Source organism: Miltoncostaea oceani (assembly GCF_018141545.1).
In the GTDB taxonomy this organism is placed as follows: domain Bacteria; phylum Actinomycetota; class Thermoleophilia; order Miltoncostaeales; family Miltoncostaeaceae; genus Miltoncostaea; species Miltoncostaea oceani.
Window position 1 is genome coordinate 149,605 of the sequence record NZ_CP064356.1, and the last position, 16,337, is coordinate 165,941.

The 16,337-nt window shown below is 76.2% G+C and carries 19 protein-coding genes and 1 riboswitch; of the genes, 10 read left to right on the forward strand and 9 right to left on the reverse strand.

The features are described 5' to 3' along the window. Positions 1-45: 45 nt before the first annotated feature. The 6 genes from IU369_RS00705 (at position 46) to IU369_RS00730 (ending at position 4,539) form a co-directional block, all read left to right on the forward strand. On the forward strand, positions 46-774 hold the full coding sequence (locus IU369_RS00705; RefSeq protein ID WP_217922644.1) for an acetyltransferase: 729 nt from the start codon (positions 46-48) through the stop codon (positions 772-774). After that, complete coding sequence (locus tag IU369_RS00710; RefSeq protein ID WP_217922645.1) at positions 771-1,703, forward strand: amidohydrolase family protein; 933 nt, start codon at positions 771-773, stop codon at positions 1,701-1,703. The genes IU369_RS00705 and IU369_RS00710 overlap by 4 nt, the downstream gene beginning before the upstream one ends. Next, positions 1,700-2,209: a cysteine dioxygenase gene (locus IU369_RS00715; protein ID WP_217922646.1), complete on the forward strand. Its 510-nt coding sequence runs from the start codon at positions 1,700-1,702 to the stop codon at positions 2,207-2,209. The genes IU369_RS00710 and IU369_RS00715 overlap by 4 nt, the downstream gene beginning before the upstream one ends. A gap of 67 nt (positions 2,210-2,276) precedes the next feature. Further along, positions 2,277-2,774 (forward strand): beta-class carbonic anhydrase, encoded by a 498-nt coding sequence (locus IU369_RS00720; protein ID WP_217922647.1) that lies wholly within the window; start codon positions 2,277-2,279, stop codon positions 2,772-2,774. Continuing rightward, on the forward strand, positions 2,771-3,754 hold the full coding sequence (gene cysK / locus IU369_RS00725; RefSeq protein ID WP_281426201.1) for a cysteine synthase A: 984 nt from the start codon (positions 2,771-2,773) through the stop codon (positions 3,752-3,754). Before IU369_RS00720 ends, cysK begins: the two co-directional genes overlap by 4 nt. Positions 3,755-3,810: 56 nt before the next feature. Then, positions 3,811-4,539, forward strand: coding sequence for an SDR family NAD(P)-dependent oxidoreductase (locus tag IU369_RS00730; protein WP_217922648.1), 729 nt, complete (start codon positions 3,811-3,813; stop codon positions 4,537-4,539). Between the two features lie 41 nt (positions 4,540-4,580). On the opposite strand, the gene IU369_RS00735 is transcribed toward IU369_RS00730, so the two are convergent. From IU369_RS00735 to IU369_RS00750, 4 genes are read right to left on the reverse strand one after another with little or no spacing between them, the layout of a single operon-like run. Beyond that, entirely contained in the window at positions 4,581-5,561 is a 981-nt protein-coding gene (locus IU369_RS00735; protein WP_343233184.1) for a sulfate/molybdate ABC transporter ATP-binding protein, read from the reverse strand. Next, complete coding sequence (locus IU369_RS00740) at positions 5,536-6,381, reverse strand: sulfate ABC transporter permease (RefSeq protein WP_217922650.1); 846 nt, start codon at positions 6,379-6,381, stop codon at positions 5,536-5,538. The genes IU369_RS00735 and IU369_RS00740 overlap by 26 nt, the downstream gene beginning before the upstream one ends. Beyond that, positions 6,371-7,168, reverse strand: a complete 798-nt coding sequence (cysT, locus tag IU369_RS00745) for a sulfate ABC transporter permease subunit CysT (protein ID WP_217922651.1) — start codon at positions 7,166-7,168, stop codon at positions 6,371-6,373. Before cysT ends, IU369_RS00740 begins: the two co-directional genes overlap by 11 nt. Positions 7,169-7,193: 25 nt before the next feature. Continuing rightward, positions 7,194-8,228, reverse strand: coding sequence for a sulfate ABC transporter substrate-binding protein (locus IU369_RS00750; RefSeq protein ID WP_217922652.1), 1,035 nt, complete (start codon positions 8,226-8,228; stop codon positions 7,194-7,196). Between the two features lie 218 nt (positions 8,229-8,446). Between IU369_RS00750 and IU369_RS00755 the strand changes: the two genes are divergently transcribed. Then, positions 8,447-9,952, forward strand: a complete 1,506-nt coding sequence (locus tag IU369_RS00755) for a lyase family protein (protein ID WP_217922653.1) — start codon at positions 8,447-8,449, stop codon at positions 9,950-9,952. Here the strand turns inward: IU369_RS00755 and IU369_RS00760 are convergent. From IU369_RS00760 to IU369_RS00775, 4 genes are read right to left on the reverse strand one after another with little or no spacing between them, the layout of a single operon-like run. Further along, positions 9,873-10,547 carry a hypothetical protein gene (locus IU369_RS00760; protein ID WP_217922654.1) on the reverse strand — a complete coding sequence of 225 codons (675 nt, stop codon included), beginning with the start codon at positions 10,545-10,547 and terminating at the stop codon, positions 9,873-9,875. The genes IU369_RS00755 and IU369_RS00760 overlap by 80 nt on opposite strands. Further along, positions 10,544-11,941 (reverse strand): ABC transporter ATP-binding protein, encoded by a 1,398-nt coding sequence (locus IU369_RS00765; protein WP_217922655.1) that lies wholly within the window; start codon positions 11,939-11,941, stop codon positions 10,544-10,546. The genes IU369_RS00760 and IU369_RS00765 overlap by 4 nt, the downstream gene beginning before the upstream one ends. Beyond that, on the reverse strand, positions 11,938-12,783 hold the full coding sequence (locus IU369_RS00770; RefSeq protein ID WP_217922656.1) for an energy-coupling factor transporter transmembrane component T family protein: 846 nt from the start codon (positions 12,781-12,783) through the stop codon (positions 11,938-11,940). The genes IU369_RS00765 and IU369_RS00770 overlap by 4 nt, the downstream gene beginning before the upstream one ends. Further along, positions 12,780-13,685, reverse strand: coding sequence for a DUF4430 domain-containing protein (locus tag IU369_RS00775; RefSeq protein ID WP_246551578.1), 906 nt, complete (start codon positions 13,683-13,685; stop codon positions 12,780-12,782). Before IU369_RS00775 ends, IU369_RS00770 begins: the two co-directional genes overlap by 4 nt. Positions 13,686-13,711: 26 nt before the next feature. Next, positions 13,712-13,902: riboswitch (cobalamin riboswitch) on the reverse strand. Positions 13,903-14,070: 168 nt separating this feature from the next. Between IU369_RS00775 and IU369_RS00780 the strand changes: the two genes are divergently transcribed. The 3 genes from IU369_RS00780 to IU369_RS00790 are packed head-to-tail and all read left to right on the forward strand — an operon-like array spanning position 14,071 to position 16,079. Beyond that, positions 14,071-14,712 (forward strand): tyrosine-type recombinase/integrase, encoded by a 642-nt coding sequence (locus IU369_RS00780; RefSeq protein ID WP_217922658.1) that lies wholly within the window; start codon positions 14,071-14,073, stop codon positions 14,710-14,712. 48 nt (positions 14,713-14,760) lie between these two features. Next, positions 14,761-15,354: an RNA polymerase sigma factor gene (locus tag IU369_RS00785; RefSeq protein WP_217922659.1), complete on the forward strand. Its 594-nt coding sequence runs from the start codon at positions 14,761-14,763 to the stop codon at positions 15,352-15,354. Further along, the gene (locus IU369_RS00790; protein WP_217922660.1) at positions 15,351-16,079 is read left to right on the forward strand and encodes an anti-sigma factor; all 729 of its coding nucleotides are present in this window, start codon (positions 15,351-15,353) and stop codon (positions 16,077-16,079) included. The genes IU369_RS00785 and IU369_RS00790 overlap by 4 nt, the downstream gene beginning before the upstream one ends. A 27-nt stretch (positions 16,080-16,106) precedes the next feature. Here the strand turns inward: IU369_RS00790 and IU369_RS00795 are convergent, their stop codons facing one another. Continuing rightward, complete coding sequence (locus tag IU369_RS00795; RefSeq protein ID WP_217922661.1) at positions 16,107-16,280, reverse strand: hypothetical protein; 174 nt, start codon at positions 16,278-16,280, stop codon at positions 16,107-16,109. Positions 16,281-16,337: the final 57 nt, after the last annotated feature.

Genomic DNA, 16,337 nt, shown 5'->3' on the forward strand with positions numbered 1-16,337 from the left:
GACCGACCGCGCCACCCCCGCCCTGTCCGACGGAGGAGTGACGGAGTGATCTCCCCACCGCCCACCCCGCGGCACCGCCGCGGCCGCATCGCCACGCCCCTCCCCGGCCGCACCGAGGGGGCGACGCCCATCGCCGGCCTCGGCGCGGGCGGGCACGCCAAGTGCGCCGTCGAGGCCGTCCGGTCGGTCCACCGCTTCCACGTGGTGGCCCTCCTCGACGCCGACCCGGCCCTGCGAGGCACGGAGGTGCTGGGCTGCCCGGTGATCGGCGGGGACGGGATCGCGACGCTCCGCGCGTCCGGGGTCGAGCACGCCTTCGTCGGGCTCGGGGGCGTCGGCGACCCCGCACCCCGGCGGACCGCGGCGGCGCTGCTGCGCGACGCCGGCTTCCGCCTGCCCGCCATCGTGCACCGCAGCGCCAGCGTCGCCGTCTCGGCCGTGCTGTGCGGCGGCGCACAGGTGATGGCCGGCGCCGTGGTCGGGGCCGAGGCGCTGCTCGACGAGGACGCCCTCGTCAACGCCGGCGCCGTCGTCGGCCACGACGTCCACGTCGGCGCGTGCGCGCACGTCGCCTCGGGATCCCGCATCGCGGGGGGCGTCACCATCGGCGCCGGCGCCCACGTCGGGACCGGCGCGATCGTGCTGCAGGGCCGCACCGTCGGCACCGGCGCCGTGGTCGCCGCGGGCGCCGTGGTCATCGACGACGTACCGGACGGCGCGCGGGTGGGTGGGATCCCCGCGCGCCCCCTCTCCACGTCGCGGAGGGCGGCGTGAGCGGGGGCATCGACGTCCACCAGCACCTGTGGCCGGAGCCGCTCCTCGCGGCACTGGCCCGCCGCCGGAGCGCGCCCCTGCTGCGCGCCGACCGGCGGGGCGGGTGGACGCTCCGCATCGCGGGCGAACCCGAGTGGCCGGTGGACGCCGCCGACCACGACCCCGTCCGCCGGGCGGCGCTCGTGGAGTCCGACGGCCTCGACCTCGCGCTCGTCGCCCTCTCGAGCCCGCTCGGCATCGAGGCCCTCCCCGCCGGCGACGCCGAGGCGCTGATCGCCGCGTACCACGACGGCGTCCGCGACCTGCCCCGCGCGCTGCGCGCGTGGGCGTCCGCCGGCCTCGCCGCACCCGACCCGTGGGCCCTCGCGGACGCGCTCGACGCCGGCATGGCCGGCCTCGTGCTGCCCGCCGGCGCCCTCTCGGGCCCCGACGGGGTGGAGCGCTGCGCCCCGCTCCTCGCGACGCTGGAGGGGCGCGACGCCCCCCTCCTCGTCCACCCGGGCCCGGCCCCGTGGGCTCCGTCCCCCTCCGCTACGGGGCCGGGCCTCCCGGCCTGGTGGCCGGCGCTCACCTCCTACGTCTCCCAGATGCAGGCGGCGTGGCTCGCCGTCCGCGCCTGGGTCCGCCCGGCGCATCCGCGCCTGCGGGTCTGCTTCGCGATGCTCGCGGGCCTCGCCCCGCTGCAGGCGGAGCGCCTCGGCTCGCGCGGCGCCGACGCCGACGCCCGCGACCCGCTCACGACCTACGACACCTCGTCGTACGGGCCGGCGGCGATCGCGGCGATGGCCGCCGTCGTCGGCGCCGACGCCCTCGTCCACGGCTCCGACCGCCCCGTCGTCGCCCCGCCCCTGGACGCCCGCGATCCCCTCGTCCTCGCCCGTGCCCGCAACGGCGCGCGGCTCCTCGCCCCCCGGGAGGTCCCCGCATGACCCCGAACCCCGCCCTCGCCGCCGCACCGGCGGTCGACGCGCCGCTCACCGAGGACGGGCTCCGCTCGCTGGTGGAGGGGCTCGCGGCGGCCCCCGGCCTCTGGGCCGAGCGCGTCCGCCACGACCCCCGCGAGCGGGTCTTCGAGGTGCTGTGGCGCGACGAGCGGGTCGAGATCTGGCTGATCTGCTGGAACGGCGAGGGCCACGACACCGGCTTCCACGACCACGACGTCTCGCGCGGCGCGTTCGCCGTCGTCCGGGGGGAGCTCGTCGAGGAGCGCCTCGGCCTCGGCACCACGATCCGGCGGCGCCTGCGCCGCGGCCAGGCCGTCGCGTTCCCGCCCTCCCACGTCCACCGCGTGCACGGCGTCGGCGACACCCCGGCCGTGTCGATCCACGCCTACTCGCCGCCGCTGCGGCGCCTCGGCGTCTACGCCGTGGCCGAGGACGGGGCGCTGGAGCGCGAGAGCGTCCCCGCGACCCACGAGCTGCGCGCCGACGACTGACCACCACGACCCGGACCACCCCGACCGGCGCCCGCCGGCGGCCGACCACGACGAAGGGACCCACGGCATGAGCGTCACCGACGAGCTGCTGCAGAACGCGAGGGGCTACGCGGAGGGCTTCGACAAGGGCGACCTGCCCATGCCCCCGGCCCGGAAGGTCGCCGTCGTCGCGTGCATGGACGCCCGCCTCGACCCGCAGAAGGTCCTCGGCCTCGCCGAGGGCGACGGTCACGTCATCCGCAATGCGGGGGGCGTCGTCACGGAGGACGCGATCCGGTCCCTCGCCATCTCCCAGCGCCTCCTCGGCACGGAGGAGATCGTCCTGCTCCACCACACCGACTGCGGGATGCTGACGTTCACGGACGACGACTTCCGCAACGGCATCCAGGAGGAGGTCGGCCACAAGCCCTCGTGGGCCGCCGAGGCGTTCCCCGACGTGGAGCAGGACGTCCGCGCGTCGATCGCCCGGATCACGTCCAGTCCGTTCATCCCGCGGCGGGACAACGTGCGCGGCTTCGTCTACCACGTGGAGAGCGGCACCCTGCAGGAGGTCACGCCCGCGTGAGCGCGCCGGCGGCCGGGGCCGTGGCGACCGCGGCCCCGGCCGCCCGGATCGCCGACTCCATCACGGACCTGATCGGGCGCACCCCGTTGGTGCGCCTGGGGCGGATGGCGGAGGGGACGGGGGCGACGATCCTCGGCAAGCTCGAGTCGATGAACCCGGCGGGGTCGGTGAAGGACCGCATCGGCCTGGCGATGATCGAGGCGGCCGAGGCCGACGGGCGCCTCGTCCCGGGGCGCAGTGTGGTGGTGGAGCCGACGTCGGGGAACACGGGGATCGCCCTCGCCTTCGTGTGTGCGGCGAAGGGGTATCGGTGCGTCCTGACGATGCCGGAGACGATGAGCCTGGAGCGGCGGACCCTGTTGCGGGCGTATGGGGCGGAGTTGGTGTTGACGCCGGGTGCGGAGGGGATGCGGGGGGCGATCGCGCGGGCGGAGGAGATCGCGGCGCAGACCGAGGGTGCGTTCGTGCCCCAGCAGTTCCAGAACCCGGCGAACCCGGAGGTCCACCGTCGGACGACGGCGGAGGAGATCTGGGCGGACACCGGTGGTGAGGTGGATGTGCTGGTGGCGGGTGTGGGGACGGGTGGGTCGATCACCGGTGTCGCGGAGGTGCTGCGTGAGCGGCGCCCCGGTTTCCGCGCCGTCGCCGTCGAGCCGGAGGCGTCGCCGATGCTGTCCCGCGGGATCGGCGGCCCCCACCGGATCCAGGGGATCGGCGCCGGCTTCGTGCCGGGGGTGCTCGACACCTCGGCGTACGACGAGGTGCTCACCTGCACCGACCGGGACGCCGTCGCGACCGCCCGGCGCCTCGCCCGCGAGGAGGGGATCCTCGCCGGCATCAGCGCCGGTGCGAACGTGTGGGCGGCCCGGCGGGTCGCGGCGCGGCCGGAGAACGCGGGTCGCACCGTCGTCACCCTCCTCTGCGACACCGGCGAGCGGTACCTGTCGACCGCGCTCTTCGACGGCGAGGGCGGCGGCTGAGGTGCGGGCCGCGGCCCCCCGGGGAACAACCCGGGGGTCGAGCCGGAGGTGGAGCCGTGACGGACGCGCGTGTGGCCCTGGTGACGGGTGGGGCGAGGGGGATCGGCCGGGAGGTCTGCCGTGCGCTGGCCTCGGAGGGGATGACCGTGCTGCTGAGCGCCCGGGACGGCGACCGCGCCGCGGAGGCCGCCGCGGTGCTCGCGGGGGACGGGCTCGACGTGCGCCCGCTCGCCTTGGACGTGACCGACCCCGCCGGCGTCGCGGCCGCCGCCGCGGCGGTGCGGGACGACCCGGGGCGCCTGGACGTGCTCGTCAACAACGCGGCGTCCTTCGCCCCGTGGGACGAGACGCCGTCGGCGGCCGACCTCGACGGCGCCCGGGAGCTGATGGAGGTCAACCTGTTCGGCGCCTGGCGCGTCACCCAGGCGCTGCTGCCGCTGCTGCGCGAGAGCCCGTCGCCGCGGGTGGTGAACGTCTCGAGCGGGGCCGGCACCCGGGCCGACCCCATCTCGGGGCTCGGCGCGCACGGCGGCGCCGCGGTGTCCTACGGCGTGTCGAAGGCCGCCCTCAACGCGCTGACGACCCAGATGGCCGCCGAGCTCGCCGGGACGGGCGTGCTCGTCAACGCCGTCTGCCCCGGGCTGACGGCAACCTCGCCGGGGATGGAGGAGATGGGCGCCCGCCCCGTCCCCGAGGGCGCCGCGTCGGTGGCGTGGGCGGCGACGCTGCCCGACGACGGCCCGACGGGCGGGCTCTTCCGGGACGGGCGCATCATGCCCTGGTGACGGCCGCGGCCCGGCGGGTCGCCCCGCCGGGTCGCGGCCGGTCAGATGCCGGCGCCGGTCTCCGTGAAGAGGCGCTCGCGGGTGGGGCGCACGAAGATCGACGACCCCGGCTCGAGGCCGAGCTCGTCGGCGACGTCGCGGGTGACCTGTGCCGAGAGCTTCTCGCCGTCCTCGCGCTCCAGCTCGACGCGCACCTCGAAGCCGAGGTGCACGAGGCGCTCCACGGTCGCGGGGGACGTGACCCCGTTCGACTCGGCGCGCAGCTCGATGTCGTGCGGCCGGACGAACGCCTCGCCCATGCGCGTCGTCGGGCCGACGAACGTCATCACGAACTCGTTGACGGGGTTCTCGTAGATCTCCCGCGGCGTGCCGACCTGCTGGATGCGGCCCTGGTCCATCACCGCGATGGTGTCGGCCACCTCCATGGCCTCCTCCTGGTCGTGGGTGACGAGGACCGTGGTCTGGTGGACCTCCTCGTGCAGGCGCCGCAGCCAGCTGCGCAGCTCCTTGCGGACCCGGGCGTCGAGGGCGCCGAACGGCTCGTCGAGCAGCAGCACCTTCGGCTCGACCGCGAGGGCCCGGGCGAGGGCCATGCGCTGCCGCTGGCCGCCGGAGAGCTGGTTGGGGTAGCGATCGGCCATGCCGTCGAGCTGCACCAGCGACAGGAGCTCGTCGACGCGGTCGCGCGTCTCGCCCTTGCCCCGCTTGCGGATCCGCAGGCCGAACCCGATGTTGTCCCGCACCGTCATGTGCTTGAAGGCGGCGTAGTGCTGGAACACGAAGCCGACGCCGCGCTTGCGGACCGGCACGTCCGTCGCGTCCTCACCGGAGATCTCGACGGTGCCCGAGTCGGGCTGCTCGAGGCCCGCGATCACCCGCAGCAGGGTCGACTTGCCGGACCCCGAGGGACCGAGGAGCGCCGTGAGCGACCCACCGGGGACCGCGAGGCTGACGTCGTCCAGCGCCTGGTAGTCGCCGAACGCCTTGTTCACGCCTCTAACGGTGATCGCCACGCGAACCACCTCCCTTTCGGTTGAGCAGGTTCATGAGCAGCACCACCGTGATCGCGAGGATCAGCAGCACCACCGACGCCCCGTAGGCGCCGATCTGGGCGTCGCTGCCGAGCTGGTCGTACTGCTGCTTCACGAAGAGCGTCATCGTCTCGCTCTGGCCGGAGACCCGGCTCGAGACGACCGCGACGGCGCCGTACTCGCCGAGGGCCCGGGCCGTCGTTAGGACGACCCCGTAGATCACGCCCCATCGGATCGCGGGGAGGGTGATGCGCCAGAAGGTCTGCGGGGCGGTGGCGCCGAGCGTCGAGGCGGCCTCCTCCTGCTCGGTCCCGACCTCGCGCAGCACCGGCACGACCTCGCGGACCACGAAGGGGAGGCAGACGAAGACCGTCGCCAGCACCATCCCGGGGAGGGCGAAGATCACCTGGACGCCGGCATCGGCGGCGAACTGGCCGAGCCAGTCCTCCGGGCCCCAGACGAGGATGATGCAGAGGCCGACGACCACGGGCGACAGCGCCAGCGGCAGGTCGATCAGCGCGCTCACCAGCGGCCGGGCGGGGACCCGCCGGCGCACCAGGATCAGGGCGGCCATGACGCCGAAGACCGCGTTCAGCGGGACGGCGATCGCGGTGATGATGATCGTCAGCTTCAGGGCGTTGAGGGCGGCGTCGGTCGTGACGGCCTCCCAGAACGGCCCGAAGCCGTTCTCGAACGCGCGGTAGAAGACGAGGCCGAGCGGCGCCATCAGCAGGACGAAGAGGTAGGCGAGCGCGATCGTGCGGAGGCCGATCCGGCTGGCGCGCGAGGCGACGGGGGGGCTAACGGGCATGGCGCGACCCCCACCGCTCGGCGGCGGACAGCAGCAGCAGCGACGCGAGCGAGATCGCCAGCAGCGTCACGGAGATCGCGGCGGCGGAGCCCGGCCGGTCGCCCTCGATCAGCTCGATGATGTAGAGCGAGGACACCTTCGTGTCGAGGGTCCCGGCGATCAGCACCAGCGACCCGAACTCGCCGAGGGCGCGCGCGAACGCGAGGCCGACGCCGCCGAGGATGGCGGGCACGAGGTTCGGGAGGATGATCCTGCGGAAGATGGTGGTCGGCGTCGCGCCGAGCGACGCGGCCGCCTCCTCCATCTCGCGGTCGATCTCGATGAGGACCGGTTGGACCGCGCGGACGACGAACGGGAGGGTCACCAGCAGCAGGGCGACGCAGACGCCGGCGCGGGTGAACGCGAGGTTCACGCCGACGGGGCTGTCCGGCCCGTAGATGGCGAGGAGGGTCACTCCGGCGACGATGGTCGGCAGCGCGAACGGGAGGTCGATGAGGGCGTTGACGATGGCCTTGCCGGGGAACCGGTCGCGGACGAGCACCCAGGCGATGACGGTGCCCATGACGGCGTTGATCGCGACGACGACGAGCGACACGCCGACGGTGAGCTTCAGCGAGGTCAGGGCGCGCTCGTTGGTGACGGTGCGCCAGAAGCCGTCGAGGCCGTTGTCGAACGAGCCCTGGATCAGGGCGGCGAACGGGATCAGCACGATCACGCTCATGTAGATGACGGCGACGCCGATGCCGAGCGGGGCGCCGAAGCGCCCCGCCCGGTCGGGGATCGCCACGCGCGGGATGCGCGCGGTGAGGGAGCTACTCGGTGGCAATACCCTGGCCCTGGAAGATCTTCGTGATCGACCCGTCCTCCGGGTCGAAGAACTCCGCGCGGACCTTCGTCCAGCCGCCGAGGTCGCCGTCGATCGTGGCGAGGGCCTTCGGGGTCGGGAAGTCGAACTCCGCCGCCGCCGACTCGAGGGTCGGGCGGTACCCGTGCTCGCCGAAGATCTTCTGGGCGGGCTCGGTGTGCAGGAAGTCCACGAAGGCCTGCGCGGCCTCGATGTTCCCGGACGTGTTGACCACGGCGCCGGGGTTCTCGATCAGCAGGGTCTGGTCGGGGATCACGAAGTCCACGTCCTGACCGGCCTCCTGGGCGGCGGGGGCCTCGTTCTCGTAGGAGAGGAGGACGTCACCCTGGCCGGAGTCGAACACCTGCAGGGCCTCGCGGCCCGACGCCGGCTGCACGGGGACGTTGCGGAACAGGTCGTCCACGTACTGGAGCGCCTCGTCGGGCGTCCTGCCCTGCTCGATCTGCGCCTGGTAGCCGGCGATGATGTTCCACTGCGCGGCGCCCGACGTGAACGGGTTCGGCGTGATGACCTCGACGCCGTCCTTCGTCAGGTCGTCCCAGGTCCTGATGCCCTTCGGGTTGCCCTTGCGGGTGATGAACACGACGATCGAGTCGCTGACCATCCCGCGCTCGGGGCCGGCGTTCCAGTCGGCGTCCACCAGGCCGGCGTCCACCAGGCGGGTGATGTCGGGCTCGAGCGAGAAGGCGACGTAGTCGGCGTCGAGTCCGGCCGCGACGGCCCGGCTCTGCTCACCGGAGGCCCCGTAGGACTCCTCGAACGTGACGCCCTCGCCCTCGGGGGTGGCCTGGAAGGCCGGGATCAGGTCGGCGTACACCTCGCGGGCGACCGAGTAGCCGGCGATCGTCAGCTTCGCGTCGCCGCCACCACCGTCGGTCCCGGCGGAGGCGTCGTCGTCGCCGCCGCAGCCGGCGACGACGGCGAGGGACATCGCCGCGATCGCGAGGGGGGCGAGCCACCGGAATCTGTGTCGTACGATCACGCAACGCTCCTTGGTCTGGACAGAGGCCACGGGGTGAGTCGCCCTCCCCCGTGGCCGCGGGGGAGGGCGGTGCCTGTCTCATAGGGCACGCTTATCTGTTCGATAAGCGCCGGTAGCATGCTTCCGAACGAACGGGTTGTCAACCCGTCCACCGCCGCCCGCGCGCGGGCGCGTCGGCGGCCCACCCCCGGCGCCCGTCGCCACTAGGCTTCTGCGCCGTGAGCGGAAGCGACTACCTCGGCGCCGGCGGGCGCCTCACCGGGGGCCCGGCGCCCGAGCTCGTACGGGCCGGGTACGCGCACGAGACGTCCCACGGTCCGCGCCTCGGCCGGTGGCTGTCGCTCGCCGACATCGCCCACGCCGTCGCGCTCGTGGAGGGCGGCGCCGTCACCGGCGACGACGCGCGCGGGCTGCTGGCGGGCCTGCTGGAGCTCGACGCGATCGACCCGGCCGCCTTCCCGTGGGACCCGGAGCTCGGGGACGCCTTCAACTCCCGCGAGCACCAGCTCAAGGCGCGGGTCGGCGCCGCCGCGGCGGGCTGGCTGAGCGCGGGCCGCCCGCGCCGCGAGGCCTTCCGGGTCGCGCTGCGCCTCGCCGCCCGCGCCGGCGCGCTCGACCTGCGCGACGCCGAGCTCGACCTGGCCGCCGCGCTCGTCGGACTCGCCGACCGGCACCGCGACGACCTCGCCGCCGACTACACCTACCTCCAGCCGGCGCAGCCGACGACGATCGGGCACCTGCTGCTGGCGTACGCCTACCCGGCGCTGCGCGACGCCGGGCGGCTCGCGCACGTCCACGGGTGGCTCGACGCGAGCGTCGCCGGGGTCGGCGGCAGCGCCGGGTCGCGCTGGCCCCTCGACCGCGACCGGCTCGCGGAGCTGCTCGGGCACGCGTCGCTGATGACCCACGCCAAGGACGCGATGTGGCAGTGGGACGGCTACGTCGAGCTGATCGGCGCGGTCGCCACCGCCGCGACGCACGGCTCCCAGCTCGGGCAGGACCTCGAGATCCTCGCGAGCCAGGAGTTCGCGGCGCTCCAGCTCGCCGACCGGCACAGCCGCGCGAGCGCCCTGATGCCGCAGAAGCGCAACCCCTACGCGCTCGCGGTGGTCCGGACGCAGGCGGGCATCGCGGCGGGCGACCTGACGGCGGCCCTCGTGGCCCTGCACACCGGGTCGGCGCGCACCGACCACTTCCACCTGCTCAACGGCAGCGTCCCGCGGCTCCTCGACGAGTCGGTGGCGGTGACGCGGCTCCTCGCCGAGGTCGTGGCGGGGATGGAGGTGCACCCCGCCCGGTGGGAGCGCGCCGCGCGCGAGGGCTTCACGGCCGCCGCCGACGTGGCCGACGTCCTCGCCGTCGAGGCCGGCCTCGACTACCGCACGGCGCACCACGTCGTCGGCCGCGCCGTCCGCGACCTCGTCGATGCGGGGCTGCCCCCGTCGGAGCTGACGCCGGCCCGCCTGTCGGCCGCCGCCGAGGCGAGCGTCGGGCACCCCGTCGCGATCGGCGCGCAGGCGCTCGCCGACGCGCTCGACCCCGCCCTGTGCGCACGCGCCCGGCTCCAGACCGGCTCGTCCGCGCCCGGCGAGGTCGCCGCGATGATCGCCGCCTGCCGGGCGGAGATCGTCGACGGCCGGCGCGTCAGCGCGGCCGCACGGGAGCGGGCGGAGCGGGCGGAGGCGGACCTGCGCGCACGTGCGCGGGAGCTGGCGACGGGCTGACCACCTCGGTCCGGATGCGGACCGCGTACCGGCCCAGCAGGCGCAGGAGGGCCGGCCCGGCGACCACCGCGATCACGGCGTTGCCGGTGGCGTGCGCCAGGTCGAACGGCAGGCTGCGCGCCCCGGCGAGCACCATGCTCGCCGCGCTGACCTCCGGACCGAACGTGGCGAGGTACCAGAGGTTCATCGCCCAGCCGAACAGCACGCCCCACGCGAACGCCACCGCCGCCAGCCCGACGGCCCGGCGGCAGACGGTCCGCAGCAGCGCGCCCGTCAGCCCGGCCCCCGCCCACAACGCCATCTGCGGGGGCGTCCACGGCCCCTGGCCGAGGAAGCTGTTCGAGACGAGCCCGGCGATCGGGCCGACGGCGAGGCCCGCGCGCGGCCCGAGCGCCGCCCCCGTCACCAGGCACATCACCGTGACGGGCTGCACGGACGGGATCGGCGCGAACAGCACCCGGCCCGCCGCGGCCGCGGCGCCGAGCGTCGCGACGAGCGCCATCTCCTTCGCCCCGCCCCGTCCCCGCTCGACGGCCACGAGGCCGAGGGCGAGGATCAGGACGACGACGAGCAGGGCGCTGAGGCCGGCGTTCACGCGACACCCGCCGGCACGTCGGCGTGCAGTGCGCCGTCCGCGAGCGCCAGAGAGCGGTCGCCGACGGCCCGGGCGAACCCGCCGTCGTGGGTCGCGACCAGCACGGCCGCCCCGTCGGCCGCCCGGGCGCGCAGCAGCTCCGCGAGCGCCGCGCGGCCCGCCGGGTCCATCCCGCGGGTGGGCTCGTCGAGGGCGATCACGCCGGGGCGCGCGACGAGCACCGCGGCGAGGGCGACGCGCTCCCGCTGCCCCACCGACAGGTCGAGGGGGTGGCGGGCGGCGAGGGAACCGAGGTCCATGTCGCGCAGCGCCTCCGCCACGCGCGCGTCCCGCTCGGCGGCGGGCACCCCGAGGGCGCGCAGCGCGAGGCCGACCTCGTCGTCGACCCGCTCGGTCAGGAGGTGCCGCCCCGGGTCCTGGCCGACGAGGCCGATGCCGGGGAACCGCCCCTCCGGTCCCCGCGCCGTGACGTCGCGGCCCTCCAGCTCGACCCGGCCGGCCCCCGGCGCGTGCAGGCCCGCGAGGACCCGCATCAGCGTCGACTTGCCGCACCCGTTCGGGCCGCGGACCACCGTCACCTCGCCGGCCCGCAGCTCCAGGCCGACCCCCGCGAGGACGGGACGGCCGGGGTGGCCGGCCACGACGTCCACGAGGCGCGCGCGCACGTCCCCCGGCGGGCGCGGCGTGCCGGCGGCGGGGGCCGGGGGCGCCGCCGGGCCGGCGTCCGCGATGCGGCCGCGGCGGACCGCGAGGACCCGGTCGGCGATGTCGCGCGCCCGGTCGGCGCGGTGCTCGGCCACGACGACGGCCGCGCCGGCCTCGTCGGCGAGTCGCCGCAGGGTCCGCATCAGGTCCCGCGCGGCGTCGTCGTCGAGCTGGGACGTCGGCTCGTCCAGCAGCAGCAGCCGCGGGCCGGGGGCGAGCACGGCCGCGAGGGCGACCCGCTGGCGCTCCCCGCCCGAGAGCTCGCCGATCGCCCGGCCCGCGAGGTGCCCGGCCCCCGCCATGGCGAGCGCCGTCCGCACCCGGGCCGGGATCGCCTCCGGCGCGAGCCCGGCGCACTCCAGCCCGAACGCGACGTCGCGGTCGACGGCGCCGAGCACCGCCTGGCCCTCGGGGTCCTGGAAGACCATCCCGGCGATCCGGCAGATGCGGGCCGGGTCGGTGCGCAGCGTGTCGTGCCCCGCCACCTCGACCCGGCCGGACACGCGGCCGCCGTGGAAGTGGGGGACCAGGCCGCACATCGCCCGCAGCAGCGTGGACTTGCCCTCCCCGGAGGGCCCCTCCAGCACCAGCACCTCGCCCGCCGCGACGTCGAGGTCGACGCCGTCGAGCGCGGGCGCGGCCGCGCCGCCGTAGGTGAAGCCGAGGTCGCGGACGCGGACGAGCGTCACCGGCGCAGCACCCACGCGGCGGCCGCCATCCCCCCGAGCGCGCCCGCCGCGAGGGCGGCGGCGCCGGCGGTCAGCGGGGAGGTCAGGGTCGGGTAGAAGGTGTACGCGCCGAGGTCGAGGGTGATCGCGGCGGCGGCGAGAACGGCGAGGGCCGCCCCGATCCCGGCGACCGCGCGCTCGGCGGCGCCCCACGGCGGCTCGGCGAGCCGGGTCCGCCCCCCCGCCCCGTAGCCGCGGGCGGTCATCGCCTCGGCGACGTCGAGGCCGCGCTCCATGCTCGACGCCAGCAGCGGCAGGGCGAGGGGCGCGGCGCGGCGCGCGCGCGTCGTCCACCGCCCCTCGGCGAGGGCGACGCCGCGCAGGCGCGCCGCCTCCGAGATCGCCCGGGCGTCGCGCTCCAGCGTCGGCATCAGCCGGGCCGCGAGGGCGCAGACGAGCGCGGAGCGGGGGGCGACGCGGGCGACCTGGGCCTGGAGGCGGTCGGGGTCGATGTGGGCGAGCACGGCCCCGACCAGCACCGCCACCGCGAACAGCCGCAGGCCGATGGCGAGGCCGGCGACGATCTCCTCGACGGTCACCTCGAGGTCGATGAGCGCGACCTCGGGGCCCTGCCAGACGATCAGGTCGCCCTCGGCCGAGACGAACGGGTTCATCAGGGCGAGGCCGAGGCCGCTGACGAGGCCCCCGAGCAGGAACAGCCGGTTCGGGCGCACGGGCGCCGCGGCGGCGAGCACGAGCGCGCCGGCCGCGACGGCCGCCAGCACCAGGGGGTTGTCGTCGGCGAAGGCGATCACCCCGGCGGCGGCGCCGAGGACCACGAGCGGGCCGGGCGCCCGCCTCACGGGCCGGCCCGCCCGCCGGCCCGCAGGGGGCGGCCCGTGCCGTCGAAGGCGACGGCGTAGCGGTGGAGCAGCACGGCGGGGTCGGCGGCGACGGTGTCCGCGGCGGCCCGCGCGGCCGCCGCGTCGAGGCCGGCCACGACGACGGTGACCCCGTCGGCGGGGTCCGTGCCGGTCGGGATCGCCGCGACCAGCGCGCGTGCCCCGGGGACGGGCTCCCGCGGGCCGCCGTCCGCCGCGAGCGCGGTGACGCGCCCGTCCTCGATCGCGACGGTCAGCCCCGCGCCCTCGGGGTCGTCCAGGGCGCGGGCCCAGGCCGGCTCCCGGGCGGCGAGGTCGTCGCTGGCGCCGACCACGGCACGCCACGGGGTGTCGCCGTCGACCACGTCGGCCCCGGCGGCCGCGAGGGCGTCGCGCAGCGGCGGGTCGGCGTGCACCGGCGGCGTGCGTCCCGCGACCCGGGTGAGGGGCCGCGGCCACGCGCCGACGACGGCGGGTGTGTCGATGAGCGCGCCCCAGTCGCGGTGGTCCCACCACACGACGTCGCCGTCGCGCAGGCGCACGTCCTTCGCACCCACCGGCGACGACACCCCGTCGACGAAGAAGAACCAGTCGAGCGTCGCGGCGGCGTCGCTGCGGCGGCCGAGCATCCCCGCGACGAAGCCGCCCCCGTAGGCGGTGTCGACGTCCGTCGCGCCCCGGAGCGCGCGCATCAGCGAGTCGCCGGGGGCGACGCGGGTGTCGAGGAGCACCTCGGCCCCGTAGCCCGCGGTGGCGGTCAGGGCGGCCGCCGGCGCCGACGCGGCCGGGGCGTCCTGGCTGCGGCGTTCGCAGCCGAGGGCGAGCGCGGCGACCGCCAGGGTCGCCGTGAGCAGGGCCGCGACAGCCCCCCAACGTCCTCGCACCAACGGCTCCGTTCCTCGAAAGCGGTGTCGGTGCTCGGGCGGAGGCAGGTCTCCTGGCTTCCGTTCGCAGCGGCGCCGCGCCTTCCCGGGGTCGCCCCCAGTGGCTGGCTTTCCGCCCAGCCGCGCCGCTCCCGGTGACAGTGGCGGGACCGCGCCGGATTCGCACCGGCTTCCCTCGAAGCGCCCTTGCGGACGACCACCCACCCGAGACAGACGCAGGCTACCCCCCTGCCGCGGACGGGGTCGACCCGGGGTCGCGCGGCACCGTCTCGCGATCCGCGAAAACCAGCGGTTGACAGCGTAGGCGTCCCTCGCTTAGAAAGCACCAACCTACAAAAACCTTCAGGTACGCCACCCACCGATCCCACGAAGGGATATCCACCAGGTGCTCTCCGAGGACAGTCCGCGCCCGCCCCTGCCGTCGCCGATCACCGGCGCCGACGCCGCCGAGCCCATGAGCGACGATCTGCTGACGCCCGACGAGGCGGCGGCGCTGGTGCACGCGTCCTCCTCGCGGGCCCCGACGGGCCTGCGCAACCGGGCGCTCGTGGCGGTGATGTACCGGTCGGGGCTGCGGCCCGGCGAGGCCCTCGCGCTGCTCCCCGGGGACGTCGACCTGGCCGCGGGCACCGTCGCCGTCCCCGCCCGCAAGGGGGGCCGGCCCCGCACGGCCGGGCTCGACCTGACCACCCGCGGTCTGATCGCCGCGTGGCAGGCGCGTCGCACCGAACGCGGCATCGACGACGACCGGCCGCTGTTCTGCACGCTCGCGGGGGAGCCGATCAAGGCCGCCTACGTCCGCGAGCTGCTGCCCCGGCTCGCGCGCCGGGCGGGGATCCGCAAGCGGGTCCACCCCCTCGCGTTGCGCTACGCCAACGCCGCCGAGCTCGCGGAGGAGGGGATGCCGGCGTCCATGATCGACCGCCACCTCGGCGTCGCCCCCGTCGGCGCGGGCCGCCGCTACCGCCGCCCGGTCAGCGAGGACGACGTCGTCGCCGCCGTCGCGGGACGCCCCTGGCGACTCTGAGCCTCCGGGTGGTGATCCAGGCGGCCGCCGGGGCCGTAGCATGGACTGATGCCACCCGAAACCCCATCCTCGGAGCTCGGCCGCATGGCCGACGAGGACCTGCTCACGCTCGTGGAGCGGGGTGACGCCGAGGCCTTCGAGGTGGTGTACGACCGCCACTCCCGGGTGGCGTTCTCCCTCGCGTTCCGGCTCCTCGGCGACCGTCAGGCCGCCGAGGACCTGGTGCAGGACGCCTTCCTCGCCGTCTGGCGCGGCGCCGGCGGGTACGCGGCGTCCCGCGGCAGCGTCCGCAACTGGCTGCTGTCGATCCTGCACAACCGCGGCATCGACCGCCTCCGCACCCTCGGCGCCATGTCGCGGCGCCAGGACGCGCTCGAGCAGGTGGAGCTCCGCCGTCCCGACGAGCCCGACGCGGCGGCCCTCGGCATCGGCCGCGCCCTCGCCGGCACCGTCCGCGAGGAGATGGCGACGCTGCCGCCGGAGCAGCACGAGGTCCTGAAGCTCGCGTACTACGGGGGCTTCACCCACCACGAGATCTCGGAGATGCTGGACCTGCCTCTCGGGACCGTCAAGAGCCGGATGCGCCTGGGCCTGGAGCGCCTGCGACGCGGTCTCGGCGCCAGCGAGGAGGTGTCGGCATGACCCGTGAGCACGATGCCCTCCGCGACCTGATCGCGCCCGTCGCGCTGGGTGCCGCGGACCCGGCGGAGATCGCGCGCGTCGAGGCGCACGCGGGGGAGTGCGCGGTGTGTCGCGAGGAGCTCACGTCGCTGCGCGCGAGTGCCGACGTGCTCGCCGTGGCCGTCCCCCAGCACACCCCCCGTCCCGAGCTGAAGATGGCGATCATGGACGTGGTCCGCGCCGAGGCCCCGGACCGCGCCCCGCAGCCCGCGGCCGCCCCGGAGCCGGAGCGGCGCCGCCGCCGCTCGTGGCTGCCCGCGCCGGGCCTGCGTCCCGTCCTCGCCGTCGTCGCGGCCGTCGCCGCCCTGCTCGTCGGCTGGAACATCGCGCTGCAGACCGGCGGCGACGGGGACGACGCCGTCACGGCGATCGAGGTCCGGGGCACCGAGGACGCCCCCGGCATCACCGGCGACGTGGTCTACGTGCGCGACGAGGACACCGCGGTCGTGCGGCTCAGCCGCCTCCCCGCCCTCGACGAGGACGAGGCCTACCAGCTGTGGGTGTTGCGCGACGGCAGCCCGCCGCGCTCCGCCGGCCTGTTCCAGTCCACGGGTCCGTCGGACGCCCAGCGCGTCGCGACCGGTCTGCGCGGGGCGGACGCCCTCGCCGTGACGGCGCAGCCGCGCACGAGCCGCACGACCCCCGAGGGGCCGATCCTGGTGGTGGCGCCGCTCGAGACCGCCTGACCCGACGCCGCGGGTCCGGCGGGGGGCTCAGGGGCGGGGCGGGACCTCGAGGCGGGTGATGGGCGGCGTCGCCGAGCGGCGGCGCCACGCGCGGGCGAGGAGGCGCATGCGGCGCACGCGTCCCTGCACGCCGGTCTCGAGCTCGACCCCGCGCAGGGGCCCGGAGGTGATGCGGATCGCGGCCATGCCCTCCGGTTCCACGCCGGATGTGCCGATCCTCCCCCGCGTGACTTTTCAGACTGGCCCCGATCGGGTTTA

Bases quoted from the DNA above. Each gene is read 5' to 3' on its own strand.
- IU369_RS00785 (WP_217922659.1), top strand. From the start codon at position 14,761: ATGCCACCCGAAACCCCATCCTCGGAGCTCGGCCGCATGGCCGACGAG.
- IU369_RS00740 (WP_217922650.1), bottom strand. From the start codon at position 6,381: ATGCCCGTTAGCCCCCCCGTCGCCTCGCGCGCCAGCCGGATCGGCCTC.
- IU369_RS00715 (WP_217922646.1), top strand. From the start codon at position 1,700: ATGACCCCGAACCCCGCCCTCGCCGCCGCACCGGCGGTCGACGCGCCG.
- IU369_RS00790 (WP_217922660.1), top strand. From the start codon at position 15,351: ATGACCCGTGAGCACGATGCCCTCCGCGACCTGATCGCGCCCGTCGCG.
- IU369_RS00720 (WP_217922647.1), top strand. From the start codon at position 2,277: ATGAGCGTCACCGACGAGCTGCTGCAGAACGCGAGGGGCTACGCGGAG.